We start from the raw sequence: 15,628 nt of genomic DNA on the forward strand, positions 1-15,628 counted from the left end.
GGATGAAGATCCTCTCGATTCAGTCCGCAGTCGCGTTCGGCCATGTCGGCAACTCTGCCGCGGTGTTCCCGCTGCAACGCATCGGCGTTGAGGTGTTGCCGGTTTATACGGTCAACTTCTCTAACCACACCGGCTACGGCGCGTGGCGCGGACCGATGATCGACCCAAGCGATGTGTCTGAAGTTATCGCCGGCATCGAGGATCGCGGCGTCTTCCCCCAGATCGATGTCGTACTCTCCGGCTACCAGGGCGGCGAGGGCATCGGCGATGTCATCATCGACACGGTTGCACGCGTCAAGGCAGCGAACCCCCGCGCGATTTACTCGTGCGACCCGGTGATGGGCAATGCGAAATCCGGATGCTTCGTGGCCCCGGCCATCCCGATCCTGCTGCGTGAGCGCGTGGTCCCGGTCGCTGACATCATCACGCCTAACCAGTTCGAGCTGGGTTTTCTCACCGAAACCGAGCCCGACACCATTGAGTCGACGCTGGCATCCGCAGATCTCGCCCGCGCCATGGGCCCCAGCACGGTTCTCGTGACGAGCGTCGAGCGCCCCGACCGTGAGACCGACACCATCGAGATGATGGTCGTGACGGATGCCGGAGCCTGGATCGTGCAGACCCCGCAGCTTCCCATGAAGGCCAACGGTTCCGGCGACGTCACCGCCGCCCTCTTCACCGCCCACTTCACGCAGACCGGCGACGCTGCGGATGCCCTGGCTCGCACGGCCTCGAGCGTCTTCGACCTGCTGACCAAAACTCTCGAGTCTGGCGAGCGCGAACTGCAGCTCGTTGAATCGCAAGAGTTCTACGCGAACCCGCAAATGCAGTTCACTACGCGCCAGGTTCGCTAGCCGGCAGAAAATCGGGGCAATCCCCTACAGACTAATAAGAAAAGGCCCACCAATCGGTGGGCCTTTTCTTTTACCTCTACTGTGCGATTGCACTGTGCGCGAGGGGGGACTTGAACCCCCACGTCCTTTCGAACACACGGACCTGAACCGTGCGCGTCTACCAATTCCGCCACTCACGCGTGGGTTGAGTTGAACACTCAACTGAGTGAGATTATCACAGCGCCCAGTGGTTCAGCGATTCCATGCCCAGAAGATCAACAGTGACGATTCCCAGCTTCGTCATATAGAGTCGATAGCTGTCCGTGTGCCTAAAGCCACGGGTTCAACCAGACTTGATCCAAAATCTGTCCAACCAGACAGAACTACAGACCACACCCCTGGGGGTTACCGCGTGAAACGATTGCTGATCATCAGCACAATCATGGCTGTTGTCGTGAGTGTGACTGTTCCAGCCGCAGCACACATGGAGCCTTCGTCGCGCGATATCGAGTCGACTGCTTCTGCAGCGTCGGCATCCGCAATTTTGCAGCAGTCTGCTGCCGTCGCCACGACTGAGCCTGCTCAGAGTGTGCCGATCCAGTCCTTTGCTTCTTCAGTAGAAACCGAAATCAGCGCCGCAGAGCGCGACAAGCTCTCGATCAAAGAACCTGAGCCTGAGCCAGAGCCCGTTGCAGAGGTTTACTCCGCGGGCGCTTCCGGTTCATTTGCGGGAACCTACGACGGAGCCTTCGCTGGATTCCTTGCCGTCTGGCCCGCCAACGCTCCCGTCAACGACGGCTTCGGCTACCGCGGTTCAGAATTCCACGGCGGCATCGACATCATGACCGGCAGCGGGGCGACAATCGTTTCCGCTTCCCCCGGAGTTGTCACCCAAGTCACCTACGGTGGCGGCTGGGGCCAGTACGTCAAAATCGATCACGGCAGCGGAGTCTCAACCCTCTACTCGCACATGATTGCAGGATCGCAAATGGTCTCCCCTGGCCAAACTGTGGCAGCAGGCACCCCCATCGGCCTGAGCGGCAGCACCGGTTACGTCACCGTCGCCCACCTCCACTTCGAGACCTACGTCAACGGCACTCGTGTTGACCCGATGGGTCTCCTGCCCTAATTGCTCGACCGTGGGTAACGGGTTAGCCACAAGCACCGGCTAACATCGACGTACTACAACGAGCCACAACGAGGAGAGCTTTGGGTCTTCTGGACAACTTTGAACGAGGTCTCGAACGCGCCGTCAATGGCGCTTTCGCTAAGACCTTTAAAAGTGGTCTGCAACCCGTCGAAATCACGAGCGCCCTGCGCCGCGAACTCGACACGCAGGCCGCCGTTGTATCGCGAGAACGCATCCTCGTACCCAACAACTTCACCGTGCGCCTCGGCCAAAGCGACTACCAGCGCATGGCTGGCCTCGGCAGCACGCTCATCTCCGAACTGACCGAGTTGGTGCAGCGTCACGCTACCGCCCAGCACTATTCGTTCTCAGGCGGCATCTCTATCGTTCTTGCCCCCGATGACTCTCTCAGCCAGGGAATGATCGAAGTCGATTCCGTCAACGTGAAGGGCACCGTGGCCTGGACTCCGGTGCTCGACATCAACGGCACCCGTCACACCCTCAAACACGCCCGTACGATCATCGGTCGCGGCAGCGAAGCCGACATCACCGTCGACGACAATGGCATTTCCCGCAAGCATGTGGAGATCCTGTGGGATGGCAGCCGGGCTGAAGTTAACGACCTGAACTCCACAAATGGGTCAAAATTGAACGGTTCTCCTGTTTCTCGTGCACCACTCGCGCCGGAATCCGTGATTGATATCGGTCGAACCCGTATCGTATTCCGTGTGCTTGCCCAATCTGCAGATGTCGACCAGCCCGCTGATCGTCGCGACGACGGGGGGTTCACCCTATGAGTGAACTAACCCTCCTTTTGTTGCGCGTCGCGTTCCTGGCCATCATGTGGGGCTTCATCTTCGCTATCGTCTACGCGCTGCGCTCCGATCTCTTCGGAGAAAAGGTGCGTCGGATGCCCGTACAGAGCGCAGCTCAGGCGCAACAAGCCGCCGCTCCCACCGCTCCTGCTCCCGCCGCAGCCCAGCCCACGCGCCCCGTAGCGCCAGCTCCTGCCGACGGAAGCTCGCTTGATGCCACGCGCCTGGTGATTGTTTCTGGATCAAAAGAGGGGCTAGAGATTTCGCTCCCCGAAGAGCAGCTGACTATCGGCCGTTCAAGCGAGTCCGGCTTGGTTATCCGTGACGACTACACCTCAACCCATCACGCACGCTTGTTGCGTTGGGCCGATAGCTGGGTTGTTCAGGATCTCGATTCCACGAACGGCACTTTCTTGGCTGGCCAGCGGGTGAGCGTTCCGACGCCGATTCCGTTGAATACGCCGATCAAGATCGGCACTACTAGCTTCGAACTGCGACGGTAATTGAATGGCCACTTCGGGCAACAGTGCTGCCGCATCCCATGTGGGTAAGGTTCGGGCTAATAACCAGGACAGTGCGTACGCCGGCAGTCATTTATTTATTGTTGCGGACGGCATGGGTGGCCACGCCGGTGGTGATGTCGCCTCGGCGATAACGATCAAGCACGTTGCAGAAGCCGACCACGTTTTCGAGACAGCGGAAGAAGCTGCTCAGGTATTGCACGACACGCTACTCGCCGCCAACCGCATCCTGTCTGACACCGTCATCGAGCACAATGAGCTCACCGGTATGGGCACCACGGTCAGTGGAATGGTTCGTGTCGGCGACAAGATGGGCATGGCGCATATTGGCGACTCGCGCATCTATTTGCTGCGCAACGGCGCCATGAAGCAGATGACGCACGATCACACCTTCGTGCAGCGTCTGGTTGAGAGCGGTCGCATCACGCTTGAAGAAGCGGCCGTGCATCCGCGCCGATCTGTCTTGATGCGGGTGTTGGGCGACGTTGATGCGTCACCCGAGATCGATACGGACGTCTTTGACACGCAGGCCGGTGACCGTTGGTTGCTGTGCTCCGACGGGCTGAGCAGCTTCGTCACCGAAGAGAAGATCGCGGCAATCCTTCGTCGCGTAACCGATTCGCAGGTCGCGACCGAGCGTCTTGTTCAGGCGGCTCTCGATCAGGGCGCCCCCGACAATGTCACCGTCGTGTTGGTGGATGTCGGTGACGACGCGTCGTCAGCCCACGAGCCGCCGCTCATGGTTGGTTCCGCAGCTTCCCCGCTCTCATTCGAGCCGACGATCGTGAAGAAGCCGGTTCGTTTGCCGAACCTCTTGCTGCACCCGTTGAAAGCGACGCAGACCGACGACAGTCACTTCGAGCCAGAGTCTGACGAGTACTACCAGGCCATCATCCGCGAGGATCGCCGCCGCGTTCGCCGCCGCCGCATTTCGTGGATTACGTTCATCACTCTCACGATCGCAGCAATCGTGGCTGGTCTTGTTGTCGGCTACCAGTACACCCAGCAGCAGCACTTTGTGGGCACGGATGACGGCAAGGTCGCGATTTATCAGGGTGTGCAGCAGAGCATCGGCCCAATTTCGTTGTCGCACGTCTACCAAATCACCGACGTTCGCGTTGTCGATTTGCCCCTCTACTTGCGCACGAGCGTTGAGCACACCATCAACGCGAGCGACCTCCAGGATGCCCAACGCATCGTAGAAATGTTGTCTGATGCCCGTATCCCCTAGCGCTGATGCTCGGGCCTCGGCTGCAGCCGGCCCTCGAGCTATCACCGAAAACATCCGCCTCAAGCTGCGGGTTCCTGCCCGCCTGCGCAATCTTGAACTGCTGCTGATCATTGTGGCGATCGGCATCAACTTGGGTGCGATCGCGCTCGTGCAATTGGGCGCGCTTGGCCACCTTGGCTACACCGTCTTGGGACTCTCGGGACTGCTTGGTGTGCTCGTGTTCGCAATGCACATCACGCTGCGCAAAACAGCGCGGGATGCCGACCCTCTGATCTTGCCGATCATTACGGTGCTTAATGGCCTCGGTATTGCCATGATTTACCGCATCGACTTGGCTGATGAATCCACTGGTTGGGGCAGCGGTGGCGTTCGCCAGATTGTCTGGACCGGCATTGCCATCGTCATCGCCATGGCGGTGCTGATCATCATCAAGAATCACCGTGTCCTGCAGCGCTATCGCTATATTGCAATGTTCAGCGGTATCGCACTGTTGCTGCTGCCGCTCGCTCCCGTGATCGGTGACACACGTTTCGGCGCGCGCCTGTGGGTCCAAATTGGTGCGTTCTCGTTCCAACCGGGCGAGCTCGCCAAGATCGCCCTCGCTGTGTTCTTCGCCGGCTATTTGGTGTCGGCGCGAGATTCCCTCTCCATGGTCGGCCGCAAATTTATGGGAATGACCTTCCCCCGGGCCCGCGATCTCGGCCCCATCATCGTTGTCTTCGTGGCATCCATGCTCGTGTTGATCTTCCAGCGCGATATGGGTACCGCCCTGCTTTACTTCGGTCTGTTCCTTGTGATGATCTATGTCGCCACGGGGCGTTCGAGTTGGATTCTGCTCGGAATGGCCATGTTCTTGGGCGGCGCTTTTGTTGCCAGCCGCTACCTGACCTACATTTCTGGCCGCATCGATGCATGGCTCGATCCCTTCAACCAGGAGGTCTACGAGGCAACCGGAGGAAGTTACCAGTTAGTCCAGGGCCTCTTCGGTTTCGCTGACGGTGGCCTTATAGGAACCGGCCTCGGACGCGGCAGTCCCGAGATCACGCCCCTCGCTGAGAGTGACTACATTGTGGCGTCGCTCGGCGAAGAACTGGGTCTTATCGGCATCTTCGCAATTCTGGCGTTGTACCTTCTGTTTGTGTCTCGTGGATTCCGCATCGGCTTTGCCGGTCAAGATGATTTCGGCCGCCTCTTAGGGGTCGGTCTCGCTTTCGTGATCGCTCTGCAGGTGTTTGTTGTCATCGGTGGTGTCACGCGAGTGATTCCGTTGACCGGTCTCACGACGCCGTTCTTAGCTGCCGGTGGATCGTCGCTGGTTGCTAACTGGATCATTGCAGCGCTTTTGCTGCGTCTCTCTGACACCGTGCGTCATCAGCCGCAACTCGTTATTGAGCCTTCGATCGAAAACCGATTGGTGGTGGGACAGTGAACCGTGAACTTAAGCGAGTGAGCACCGTCGTGCTTCTCATGTTCGTGAGCCTATTCATCTCAAGTTCTGTCATTCAGGTCGTCACAGCCGACAGCCTGCAGGCGGATGGCCGCAATGTGCGAACGCTTTACGCAAGCTATTCGGCCGAGCGTGGCCCCATCCTCGTCAACGGCGAGCCGATCGCGTACTCCGAACCTGTCGATGACGAATTCAAGTTCTTGCGGGTCTACCCGAAGGGCGAGTTGTACGCGCCCATCACCGGCTACCTCACTCTGAACCAGGGAAACACTGGTCTGGAGAATTCGCTCAACGACTACCTCAGTGGTTCTTCCAACGATCAGTTCTTTGATCAAGTGAACTCGATCCTCACCGGACAGAACCCCACGGGTGCTGCGGTCGAACTGACAATCGATCCTGTGATTCAGCAAGCGGCCTGGGATGCACTCGGAGATCTCAAGGGCGCAGTTGTCGCCATCAAGCCCGATACCGGCGAAATTTTGGCCATGGTGTCCAAGCCGTCGTATGACCCCAACGAGTTGGCCGTTCACAACACGAGCGAGGTCATCGATGCGTACGACCGTTTGCTCGCTGACCCCGACGACCCGTTCTTCAACCGCACGCTCGCCGGACCTTTGGACCCTCCCGGGTCGACGTTCAAGCTCGTTGTCGCGGCTGCCGCTCTCGAGAGCGGCGACTACACCGCAGAGAGCACGTTCCCGAACCCTGCAGAATTGCAGTTGCCGGAGAGCACCTTCGTCATCAGCAACTCCGACAGCGCGACGTGTGGCTCGGGCAGCACCGCGTCAATTGCTACGGCCATCCGCCTGTCGTGCAACATCCCCTTCGCTCAGCTGGGTGCAGAGCTCGGTTCCAACGCTATTCGCGAGCAAGCCAACCTCTTCGGCTTCAACGAGAGCGTCTCCGTGCCACTGGCATCAACCGAGAGCGTTTACCCGCGCGCTCTTGACGCTCCCCAGACGATGCTCTCGGCCTTCGGTCAATCCAGCGTTCGTGCTTCCCCGCTGCAGATGGCCATGGTGTCGATGGCGATCGCCAACAGCGGCACTCTGATGCAGCCCAATCTTGTTGAGAGCATCGTGTCCTCCGATCTCACAACCATCCAGTCCTTCGAGCCAACTCTGTTCAGTCAGGCACTCAGTCCGCAAACCGCCGCCGCACTCACCCAAATGATGGTGGATGGGGTCAGTAACGGTGCTGCGAACACTGCCAGTATTGATGGGGTTGAGGTTGCAGGAAAGACCGGTACAGCAGAAAACGGAGAAGGCGAGCCATACACGTTGTGGTTCACCGGATTCGCTCCGGCAAATGATCCAGAAGTTGTTGTCGCGGTAGTTGTCCAAGACGGTGGCGGGCTAGGACAGTCCGGCACATCGAGTGGGCTCTCCGCACCAATTGGGCGTCAAGTACTAGAGGCGGTGCTAAACAGATGAGACCAACTAGTGGACTCACATTCGGCGGTAGATACCAGCTTTCCAGTCGCGTAGCGATTGGCGGCATGGGTGAGGTCTGGCAAGCAACAGACCTCGTGATCGGCCGAACGGTTGCGATCAAAATCCTTAAGGATGAGTACCTCGGCGACCCCGGGTTCTTAGAGCGTTTTCGCGCCGAAGCGCGCCACGCTGCCCTCGTCAACCACGAGGGCATCGCCAACGTCTTCGATTACGGAGAAGAAGAGGGCAGCGCCTACCTCGTCATGGAACTCGTTCCTGGCGAAGCTCTCAGCGCCATTATTGAGCGCGAACGCGTGCTCGACCCCGACCGCGTTCTCGACATCGTGTCTCAGACTGCCGCCGCTCTTCAGGCTGCTCACGCCGCAGGTCTCGTGCACCGCGACATCAAGCCCGGAAACCTTCTCATCACGCCAGAAGGCCGCGTCAAGATCACCGACTTCGGCATCGCCCGCATTGCCGACCAAGTACCGCTGACCGCAACCGGTCAGGTCATGGGAACAGTGCAGTACCTCTCGCCCGAACAGGCCAGTGGTCACCCCGCCTCCCCCACGACTGACATTTACTCCCTCGGAATCGTCGCCTACGAAGCTCTTGCCGGGCGTCGCCCGTTCACGGGCGAATCGCAAGTCGCGATCGCGATGGCACAGATCAACGAGACTCCACCCGAGCTGCCGATGACGGTGTCCGAACCGGTGCGCAACCTTGTGTACGCGTGCTTGGCTAAGTCACCTGGCGACCGTCCGGCATCCGCTTCGCATCTGTCCCGTGCAGCGCAGTCGTTGCGCCGCGGGGATGTCGCTGCTGCGGCCACCGCTGTTCCCGGCATCCTGGGCGATAACTCTCATGCAGCCACGGTGGGCCTCAACTACGGCAACAACACACAGGCAACTCGAGTTCTCACGACCGCGAACCCGGCCGGTGCTGCCGTCACCACCGGTGAGGTCCTCGAGGAAACCAAGCGTCGCAATCCGTGGACCTGGCCAATCGTTGCGTTGATTTCGCTGCTTGCGGTTGTCTTGATCGGTGCGATCATCGCGCTGCTCGCCAGCCCGGGCGACGAAGAACCTGTCGCGACAAGCGCATCACCGAGCGCATCGGAGACTGTAGCTCCCGAGCCAGAACCCACGTCCACGCTAGTCGCGCTCAGCGAGGATGAGCTCTTGGACCGCAAGCAAGACGCGGTCGCGCAAATCTTGGAAGACAAGGAACTCGTGCTCGATGCTCAAATCGGCACCGAAGCGCCTTCGTCTGAGAAGGTCGGATTCTCCTACCAGGCAGCCCCGACCGGCAACGTCTCTAAGGGCGAAACCATCACGGTCTACTTCTACGACAAGATCGCGGTGACGCCGAATCCGACGCAACCTTCTGCAACGACCCTGACTCCACTCGGCCCGTACTACGGAGACGAGCCTGTCACTGTGAAGTGGACGTCCTATCAGGGTTGCCCCGCTGGTCATCCCCTCACCTCGTTCAACTTCCTCGTTGTCGGTGGGCCAAGCGCAGGAGCTTCCAGCTATGCCGCCGGCGTGAACCAGTTCGAAATCACGTTGCCGCCAAATGAGGGCGACACTACAAAGATCTCGTACACCGCCGTGTGCACCGATCTTGAATCGCCGTCATCCGAACCTGTAACGGTCACTATCGTTGCCAGTCCGTGAGGCAATATCACTACTCGCAACGGATAGACTGAGGCGGTACTAACCGCGACAACAAACAGGAGTGAACCAGTGAGCGAAGGCGTGGCACAGGGCGTACGCCAGCTCGCTGGGCGATACCAAATTGGCGAGCTTCTCGGCCACGGCGGTATGGCCGATGTTCATTTGGGAATGGATACGCGACTGGGGCGCCGGGTAGCAATCAAGCTACTCAAGCCCTCGCTCGCTAACGATCCCGCTTTCCGCACCCGTTTCCGTCGTGAGGCCCATGACGCAGCAAAGATGGCGCACCCCACTATCGTGCGAATTTTCGATGCCGGCGAAGAGTCCGTAATCGATGAAACGGGTCACGAGACCCTCATCCCGTTCATCATCATGGAATACGTCGACGGTCGGCTGCTGAAGGACATCGTCGCTGAAGGCCCGATTGCTCCCGACGAGTCGGCGCGCATCGTGTCGCAAGTACTCACCGCTCTCGAATACTCACACCGCGCTGGCGTCGTTCATCGCGATATCAAGCCCGGCAACATCATGGTCACCAAGAGTGGCCAAGTGAAGGTCATGGACTTCGGTATCGCCCGTGCGGTGTCGGATTCTGCTGCCACGATTGCCGAGTCGAGCGCTATTGTCGGCACCGCCCAATACTTCTCGCCGGAGCAAGCCCGCGGCGAAGGGGTGGATGCGCGTTCCGATCTCTACTCCACCGGCGTTGTTCTCTTCGAACTTCTCACCGGACAGCCTCCGTTCACGGGAGAGAACCCTGTTGCCGTGGCCTACCAGCACGTCAACTCCGAGCCTGTTCCCCCGAGCACGATGGTGGCCGCGGTCTCCCCCGCTCTTGATGCTGTCGTATTGCGGTCGCTCTCCAAGGATCGCTTCGACCGCTACCAAAGTGCTGCCGAGTTCCGCACCGATGTTGAGGCTGCTGCTGCCGGTTCCGTACCCGAACGCAAACAGCTCGCATCCACAGACTTCAATTCCACGCTCTTCGGTGTCAACCCGAACGCAACAGCCGGCAGTGACGCCACGTTCCGCCAGCTCGCGGTTGATGAGAATGACCGAACCCCGCGCACTCAGAACCGTCCTCCGGTTGCCTGGATCTGGGGCGGCATCGCCCTCATGGCCGTCATTATCGTCTCCGTTGTGGTCTGGGCGTTCAGCCTCACCCCTGCGCAGCTCAGCGGAACCAGCGCCGTAGATATCCCCGATGTTGCAAGTCTCACCTACGACGAGGGCGCCGCTCAGCTCACCGAGCTAGACCTCGTTCCCAAACGCGTCAACCAGGCCAGTGAAACCGTCGAAGAGGGCATCATTATCCGCACGGATCCTGGCCCCGGCCAGACTGTTCCGCTCGGTCTCGAGATCCAAGTTGTGGTGTCGCTGGGGCGCACCCCGGTGACTGTGCCCAATGTCAGCAATATGCAAGAAGACGCGGCGATCAAACTCCTTGAGTCTGCGGGGTTGGTCTACGGAACAAGTTCCCAAACCTATTCGCCGAACCTCAAAAAGGGCACCGTTATTAGCTCTGACCCGCGCGGCGATGCCGAGCGCAATGCAGACGGCGCGATCATCCGTGAAGGCGAGACAGTCAACTTGGTTGTCTCCAACGGACTCGTGCAGGTTCCCGACGTCACCGGCAAAGACATTGGCGAAGCCAACACCACGCTCACTGGCCTGCAACTTAGCGTGAAGCTAAATGCGGACTTCGGATGCTCGGGCAATACGGTCAGCTACCAATCGATCGTCGGCGACCAAGCTCAGAAGTCCGAAATCACGCTCCAATACTGCGCCGGCTAGAACAGCAACAACGAGCCACCGCCTAACTGAGGGCGGCAAGGTTCGACCGTACGCCGCAGCGCGCGCCGACTCCTCTAATTGTGAACGAGTGGCGTAAGCGTCTTCGCAAGCGCGGGCGCTTCGGTCATCCCGACCCGAGATAACCAGTTGCCGAGCATCAAGTAGCCACCCTCGGTGAGCACAGACTCGGGATGGAACTGAACGCCGTACACCGGCTGTGTCGCGTGCTGCACGCCCATGATGATTCCATCGTGCGTGCGCGCCGTGACCACGAGCTCGTCTGGCACAGTGCCGTCAACGATCGCGAGCGAGTGATACCGCGTCGCCGTGAATGGCTGAGGAAGGTCACGGAAGATCAGGCTGTCGTCGTGTTCGATCTGCGACGTTTTGCCGTGCATGAGTTCGGCCGCGTGAGTGACCGTTGCGCCAAGCGCCTCGGCGATCGCCTGATGCCCGAGACACACTCCGAGCAACGGAATACCCGAGGCAAGAGCGGCGTGCACGATCGGGATGCTCACTCCAGCGTCGGCCGGCGTGCCCGGTCCAGGCGAGAGCAGCACGGCGTCGTAGTCAGCAAGAACAGCGGCTGCGTCATCCGCGCTAAAAGCGTCATTGCGCACGACCTCGGTTGTAGCGCCGAGTTCGAGCAAGTACCCGTTGAGGGTGTAAACGAAGCTGTCGTAGTTATCAACGACAAGGATGCGGGTCACTGTTGCACCGTCGCATCCAACGGGGTGACGAGCGGCAACGCCCACGGGAAGACCCACATGAACAGCGCAGCCACGATGGCCGCAGTCAGCACCAACACGATCAGGATCCGGACAATTACGGGGCCAGGAAGCACCCGCCAGAGGGCAGCGTACATTAGCCAGCTCCTTCAAGATTGAGGGCGATCGCCGCGATCTCCGAAGGAGCTCCTTCGGAACGCGGGTACCACGTGTCGTAGACGCCGTAGGCGATGATGCGTTCGTCTGCGGTGTGAATGGGGTTGCAGCTCGTGAGCGTAATGATGCGATCGCTGGCCGCGGCGCCGCCAAACTGAGGCACGGGCTCAAGCACGCCAACGCCGGATGCCAGCACGTATTCGAGCGAGCGGTAGACGTAACGGTACCAACCTGCTTCAGTCTCGACATAGATGCTGTCGCCCAGCTGTAGCTTGTCGATGTCGAAGAAAGGGTCACCATATCCGGTGCGGTGAGCAGCAACCGCGAAGTTGCCAACCTCACCAGGCATTTGGGTGCCGGTGTAGTGGCCAACACCTTGAGAGTTGAGCACGCTGTAAAGGCTGACGCTCTCGGCGATCGGAACCGCATAATCTTCGCCGAAACGCGGAACAATCAACGTGCCGAAAGCAACTGCTTGCGCGGGAGCTTCGTCGACTACCGGAACACCGGGGTCGGCGCGCTCGTCGGGGGCCAGCGTGAGGGCTTCGCCCTTGTTCCACTCTTGGCTGAGCTCAAGCGCATCATCGCGTTGGGCGTTGCTGACGAAATAGCTGTTAACCCAGGTCTGCCAGACAAGAAACAGCAGCACAACGACGCCTGCTGTGATGAAGATTTCACCAAGCACTCCGATGAAGGAGATAGGGCGGCGGGCCTTCGCACTGCGCCGCACGCGGCGGCCGTCTTCGAGAACCATAAGCGCAATTCTATCCGCAGACTCTGCGTGGTTTCCGCGCGGCCGTTCGGCACTCAGGGCGTTCGCGCTAGAATCTCTCCCATGGCCCGTAACTCTGCAGAAAAATCATCGTCGCGTCCCGCTGAAGACGCTCCCAACGCGGTCTGGTTCAAGCCCGTCATGTTTGGCTTCATGCTGATTGGGCTCGCCTGGATCATTGTGTTCTATGTCAGCAACCAGCAGCTGCCCATTGCTTCGCTCGGAAGCTGGAACATCCTTGTTGGTTTCGGCATCCTCTTTGTCGGATTCCTGATGACTACGCGGTGGCGTTAGAAATTACACGCGTGTAGTTATACCCAGTGTTAATAACCCTGTGGATAACTTTTAGTCAGCTATAGAACGAAGATCCGCACCAGCGTCAGGCTGATCAAAGCCACGACAACGAGCGCCACTAAAGCGATCTCGGTATTCGTGCTTCGCTTGTTGCGTTGACGCAAGAAGATGAGTGCGAGAACGGCACCCGTGATGAGTCCACCCACGTGGGCCTGCCACGAGATGTTCAGTCCGGGGATAAAGCCGGCGACCAAGTTGATCACGAGCACGATCAACAGCACTCGGTTGTTCACGCCCATGCGGCGCTGAATGACGAAGAACGCGGCGACGATTCCGAAGATCGATCCGGATGCGCCCAACACGACCGAGGTCGGGGCAAGCAGCAGCACGGCGACCGAGCCACCCAGCGCGCTGATCAGGTAGAGCGCGATAAACCTCGCTCGCCCCAGCGGAATCTCCAAGGTGCGCCCAAAGATAAAGAGCGTGAACATGTTGAAGCCGAGATGGAAAATGCTGCTCGTCGAATGCAGGAACGCAGAGGTGATCATCCGCCACGGCTCAACCGCCGTCAGGGGCGGGTAATACACAAGCGCTTGAGTCACGCCGAGACCTGGAATGAGCTGCAGCAAGAAGATTGCGACAGTCAGGCCAATCAGCGTGTAGGTGACTACAGGCTTGCCTTGGGAGGCTCGAGCCGCGCGAACCAGAACAGGTTTACGTTTCGGCCCATTAGCGCGGGCTTCTTTAATGCACTCGGGGCAATGTACGCCCACAGCTGCCTGCGTTTGGCAGCTGGGGCATACGGTGCGCCCACATCGTTGGCAGAGTGTAAAACTTTGCCGGTCAGGATGCCGGTAGCAATAATTGCCGCTGGCATCCGGGGATGTGGTCACGAAGGTTAGACCTCGTCGATCGTGACGGACTCGATGACGATGTCGGTGAGGGGCTTGTCGCTGCCGTCGGTGTCAACAGCTTCGATTGCGTCGACTACCTTGCGGGACTCGTCGTCAGCAACAGCACCGAAGATGGTGTGCTTGCCCTGAAGCCACGGAGTAGCAACGGTGGTGATGAAGAACTGCGAACCGTTGGTTCCCTTACCGCCGCGCGTTCCGGCGTTCGCCATAGCGAGGATGTAGGGAGCCGAGAAGTCGAGCTCAGGGTGGATTTCGTCGTCGAAGTTGTAGCCGGGGCCACCGATGCCCTTACCCAGGGGGTCGCCACCCTGAAGCATGAACTGCTTGATGATGCGGTGGAAGATCACGCCATCGTAGAGAGGTGCGTTGGTCTTCTGACCGGTAGCGGGGTGGGTCCATTCGATGTCGCCCTTGGCGAGACCAACGAAGTTAGCAACGGTCTTCGGCGCGTGGTTGCCAAAGAGGTTGAGACGGATTTCTCCGAGGTTTGTCTTGATTGTGGCAACTGCGGTGTGTTGAGACATAAGGTCAATTCTTACATAGCCAACCTGAGCCTATGATCCGGGTTATTCAGCGTGCTCACAGCCAAAGCAGTGCGCACACAGAAGAGGCCATGGCAGTATGGACTCACCGATCGACCATCTTTGGAGGTTTCCCGTGGCACTAACTCGCAAACGCCGGAAAGAACTCAAGCGCTTGAAAGGTCAAGCTGAAGACCTGTGGGCCGACCAAAAGGAGCTGCTTGACCATGCTTCTGCGGTTGTCCGAGAGGCTAGCCACCAGGCTGCCAACTACGCCCGCGAAGAAGTCAGCCCCAAGATTCACAACACGATCGACTCCCGGGTGAAGCCCGTTGTGTCGTCATCCGTTGCTGGAGCCCGCTCAGTGGCCGAGAGCACGCGCTCCAAGGTCAAGGGTGATGTATTGCCTGCAGTCACGTCAGCGCTCGGCACAGCCCTTGCCGCTCTCGAGGTAGCTAAGAATCAGCAGGTTCGGGATGCGTTCGCTCGCGTTTCGGGTCTCGCTGCGACTGCCGGCGAGAAGACTGGGCTTATGAAGGCACAACCGCAACCCAAGTCGGCCGGCTTCGGTCGCTACATCCTCATCGGTATCGGCGTAGTCGCTGCAGTGGGCGTCGCGTACGCCGCGTGGCAGACACTTCGCGCGGATGATGACCTGTGGATCGACGACGAAGCAGAGACGGCGTAGCCTTCCGCTGCTTCACACCGCACACGGTGTAGCTCCAACCTCTAATAGTTCTGGCCCGGTTCCCAAGGAACCGGGCCAGAACTATTTTTGTGCGTGGAGTGATCGCTCGCGCTGACTAAGTCAGGCAAGTGCTCCGTTGGCGACAATAACTTGGCCGTTGACCCCTCGGGCGGCCCAGGCGCCGCAGCATTGGCTGTGACGTCTTTGCCTCGCAGCTCGCGGGAAGTGTCAGCGTGAGACTTTCCGCAGCCGCTTTACTCGCGCTGTACGGCCCATAGGAGGGGAATGGCGTGCACGCCACCGGGGTGGAGAAGTTCACGCGTGCTCCGCCCTCCTGCACCTGTCTAGCGGCCTGCTGAGAGACCACGAACGTGCCGCGGATGTTGGTGCGGTGCATCCGATCTCGTCGGCGACATCGCCGCTCACTGCGAGTGCCCCCGGGGAACGCAAAAACCCCGGCCAGAAGACTGGCCGGGGTTTTTGTTTCTTGCTGTGGAGCCTAGGGGAATCGAACCCCTGACCTCCTGCTTGCAAAGCAGGCGCTCTACCAATTGAGCTAAGGCCCCAATTTAAGGAACCTCTTGTGGAGATTCCAGTGGGGGTACGTGGACTTGAACCACGGACCTCTTCGTTATCAGCGAAGCGCTCTAACCGCCTGAGCTATACCCCCGTT

Annotated in this window: 17 protein-coding genes and 3 tRNA genes; 11 read left to right on the top strand and 9 right to left on the bottom strand. The window is 59.5% G+C overall.

The window, feature by feature from the left end; all coding sequences use genetic code 11:
* Positions 1 to 2: 2 nt before the first annotated feature.
* Positions 3 to 854: a pyridoxal kinase PdxY gene (gene pdxY, locus I6E51_RS01045; RefSeq protein WP_197109158.1), complete on the top strand. Its 852-nt coding sequence runs from the start codon at positions 3 to 5 to the stop codon at positions 852 to 854.
* Between the two features lie 95 nt (positions 855 to 949).
* On the opposite strand, the gene I6E51_RS01050 is transcribed toward pdxY, so the two are convergent.
* Positions 950 to 1,033 (bottom strand) — tRNA-Leu (locus I6E51_RS01050).
* Positions 1,034 to 1,245: 212 nt separating this feature from the next.
* Here I6E51_RS01050 and I6E51_RS01055 point away from each other — a divergent pair.
* From I6E51_RS01055 to pknB, 8 genes are all read left to right on the top strand, one after another.
* Complete coding sequence (locus I6E51_RS01055; protein ID WP_307783751.1) at positions 1,246 to 1,962, top strand: M23 family metallopeptidase; 717 nt, start codon at positions 1,246 to 1,248, stop codon at positions 1,960 to 1,962.
* Between the two features lie 80 nt (positions 1,963 to 2,042).
* Positions 2,043 to 2,759 carry a DUF3662 and FHA domain-containing protein gene (locus I6E51_RS01060; protein WP_197106901.1) on the top strand — a complete coding sequence of 239 codons (717 nt, stop codon included), beginning with the start codon at positions 2,043 to 2,045 and terminating at the stop codon, positions 2,757 to 2,759.
* The gene (locus tag I6E51_RS01065) at positions 2,756 to 3,280 is read left to right on the top strand and encodes an FHA domain-containing protein (protein ID WP_197109159.1); all 525 of its coding nucleotides are present in this window, start codon (positions 2,756 to 2,758) and stop codon (positions 3,278 to 3,280) included. Before I6E51_RS01060 ends, I6E51_RS01065 begins: the two co-directional genes overlap by 4 nt.
* 4 nt (positions 3,281 to 3,284) lie before the next feature.
* On the top strand, positions 3,285 to 4,529 hold the full coding sequence (locus tag I6E51_RS01070; RefSeq protein ID WP_197106899.1) for a Stp1/IreP family PP2C-type Ser/Thr phosphatase: 1,245 nt from the start codon (positions 3,285 to 3,287) through the stop codon (positions 4,527 to 4,529).
* Complete coding sequence (locus I6E51_RS01075; protein ID WP_197106898.1) at positions 4,513 to 5,958, top strand: FtsW/RodA/SpoVE family cell cycle protein; 1,446 nt, start codon at positions 4,513 to 4,515, stop codon at positions 5,956 to 5,958. Before I6E51_RS01070 ends, I6E51_RS01075 begins: the two co-directional genes overlap by 17 nt.
* Positions 5,955 to 7,409 (top strand): penicillin-binding protein 2, encoded by a 1,455-nt coding sequence (locus tag I6E51_RS01080; RefSeq protein WP_197106897.1) that lies wholly within the window; start codon positions 5,955 to 5,957, stop codon positions 7,407 to 7,409. Before I6E51_RS01075 ends, I6E51_RS01080 begins: the two co-directional genes overlap by 4 nt.
* Positions 7,406 to 9,088 (top strand): protein kinase, encoded by a 1,683-nt coding sequence (locus tag I6E51_RS01085; RefSeq protein ID WP_197106896.1) that lies wholly within the window; start codon positions 7,406 to 7,408, stop codon positions 9,086 to 9,088. The genes I6E51_RS01080 and I6E51_RS01085 overlap by 4 nt, the downstream gene beginning before the upstream one ends.
* A gap of 69 nt (positions 9,089 to 9,157) precedes the next feature.
* Positions 9,158 to 10,882, top strand: a complete 1,725-nt coding sequence (pknB, locus tag I6E51_RS01090) for a Stk1 family PASTA domain-containing Ser/Thr kinase (protein ID WP_197106895.1) — start codon at positions 9,158 to 9,160, stop codon at positions 10,880 to 10,882.
* A 74-nt stretch (positions 10,883 to 10,956) separates the two neighbouring features.
* On the opposite strand, the gene I6E51_RS01095 is transcribed toward pknB, so the two are convergent.
* The 3 genes from I6E51_RS01095 to I6E51_RS01105 are packed head-to-tail and all read right to left on the bottom strand — an operon-like array spanning position 10,957 to position 12,520.
* Positions 10,957 to 11,592 (bottom strand): gamma-glutamyl-gamma-aminobutyrate hydrolase family protein, encoded by a 636-nt coding sequence (locus I6E51_RS01095; protein ID WP_197106894.1) that lies wholly within the window; start codon positions 11,590 to 11,592, stop codon positions 10,957 to 10,959.
* The gene (locus I6E51_RS01100; RefSeq protein ID WP_197109160.1) at positions 11,589 to 11,747 is read right to left on the bottom strand and encodes a hypothetical protein; all 159 of its coding nucleotides are present in this window, start codon (positions 11,745 to 11,747) and stop codon (positions 11,589 to 11,591) included. Before I6E51_RS01100 ends, I6E51_RS01095 begins: the two co-directional genes overlap by 4 nt.
* Complete coding sequence (locus I6E51_RS01105; protein WP_197106892.1) at positions 11,747 to 12,520, bottom strand: class E sortase; 774 nt, start codon at positions 12,518 to 12,520, stop codon at positions 11,747 to 11,749. The genes I6E51_RS01100 and I6E51_RS01105 overlap by 1 nt, the downstream gene beginning before the upstream one ends.
* Before the next feature lie 81 nt (positions 12,521 to 12,601).
* Here I6E51_RS01105 and I6E51_RS01110 point away from each other — a divergent pair, with 81 nt between their 5' ends.
* Positions 12,602 to 12,832: a cell division protein CrgA gene (locus I6E51_RS01110; protein ID WP_197109161.1), complete on the top strand. Its 231-nt coding sequence runs from the start codon at positions 12,602 to 12,604 to the stop codon at positions 12,830 to 12,832.
* Between the two features lie 59 nt (positions 12,833 to 12,891).
* On the opposite strand, the gene I6E51_RS14125 is transcribed toward I6E51_RS01110, so the two are convergent.
* The gene (locus I6E51_RS14125) at positions 12,892 to 13,434 is read right to left on the bottom strand and encodes a rhomboid family intramembrane serine protease (RefSeq protein WP_307783753.1); all 543 of its coding nucleotides are present in this window, start codon (positions 13,432 to 13,434) and stop codon (positions 12,892 to 12,894) included.
* 296 nt (positions 13,435 to 13,730) lie between these two features.
* On the bottom strand, positions 13,731 to 14,270 hold the full coding sequence (locus I6E51_RS01120) for a peptidylprolyl isomerase (protein WP_197106889.1): 540 nt from the start codon (positions 14,268 to 14,270) through the stop codon (positions 13,731 to 13,733).
* Between the two features lie 133 nt (positions 14,271 to 14,403).
* Between I6E51_RS01120 and I6E51_RS01125 the strand changes: the two genes are divergently transcribed.
* Entirely contained in the window at positions 14,404 to 14,955 is a 552-nt protein-coding gene (locus tag I6E51_RS01125) for a hypothetical protein (protein ID WP_197106888.1), read from the top strand.
* A 115-nt stretch (positions 14,956 to 15,070) separates the two neighbouring features.
* On the opposite strand, the gene I6E51_RS14615 is transcribed toward I6E51_RS01125, so the two are convergent.
* From I6E51_RS14615 to I6E51_RS01140, 3 genes are all read right to left on the bottom strand, one after another.
* Positions 15,071 to 15,352 carry an SDR family NAD(P)-dependent oxidoreductase gene (locus I6E51_RS14615; RefSeq protein ID WP_368855203.1) on the bottom strand — a complete coding sequence of 94 codons (282 nt, stop codon included), beginning with the start codon at positions 15,350 to 15,352 and terminating at the stop codon, positions 15,071 to 15,073.
* 96 nt (positions 15,353 to 15,448) lie between these two features.
* A tRNA-Ala gene (locus I6E51_RS01135) sits at positions 15,449 to 15,521 on the bottom strand.
* A 30-nt stretch (positions 15,522 to 15,551) separates the two neighbouring features.
* Positions 15,552 to 15,625: transfer RNA gene (locus I6E51_RS01140), tRNA-Ile, on the bottom strand.
* Between the last annotated feature and the right edge of the window lie 3 nt (positions 15,626 to 15,628).

This window comes from Salinibacterium sp. NSLL17, from assembly GCF_015864935.1.
Taxonomy (GTDB): Bacteria; Actinomycetota; Actinomycetes; order Actinomycetales; family Microbacteriaceae; genus Rhodoglobus.

Bases quoted from the DNA above. Each gene is read 5' to 3' on its own strand.
- pdxY (WP_197109158.1), top strand. From the start codon at position 3: ATGAAGATCCTCTCGATTCAGTCCGCAGTCGCGTTCGGCCATGTCGGC.
- I6E51_RS01105 (WP_197106892.1), bottom strand. From the start codon at position 12,520: ATGGTTCTCGAAGACGGCCGCCGCGTGCGGCGCAGTGCGAAGGCCCGC.
- I6E51_RS01065 (WP_197109159.1), top strand. From the start codon at position 2,756: ATGAGTGAACTAACCCTCCTTTTGTTGCGCGTCGCGTTCCTGGCCATC.
- I6E51_RS01075 (WP_197106898.1), top strand. From the start codon at position 4,513: ATGCCCGTATCCCCTAGCGCTGATGCTCGGGCCTCGGCTGCAGCCGGC.
- I6E51_RS01070 (WP_197106899.1), top strand. From the start codon at position 3,285: ATGGCCACTTCGGGCAACAGTGCTGCCGCATCCCATGTGGGTAAGGTT.
- I6E51_RS14615 (WP_368855203.1), bottom strand. From the start codon at position 15,352: ATGCACCGCACCAACATCCGCGGCACGTTCGTGGTCTCTCAGCAGGCC.
- I6E51_RS01100 (WP_197109160.1), bottom strand. From the start codon at position 11,747: ATGTACGCTGCCCTCTGGCGGGTGCTTCCTGGCCCCGTAATTGTCCGG.
- I6E51_RS01110 (WP_197109161.1), top strand. From the start codon at position 12,602: ATGGCCCGTAACTCTGCAGAAAAATCATCGTCGCGTCCCGCTGAAGAC.
- I6E51_RS01085 (WP_197106896.1), top strand. From the start codon at position 7,406: ATGAGACCAACTAGTGGACTCACATTCGGCGGTAGATACCAGCTTTCC.
- I6E51_RS01120 (WP_197106889.1), bottom strand. From the start codon at position 14,270: ATGTCTCAACACACCGCAGTTGCCACAATCAAGACAAACCTCGGAGAA.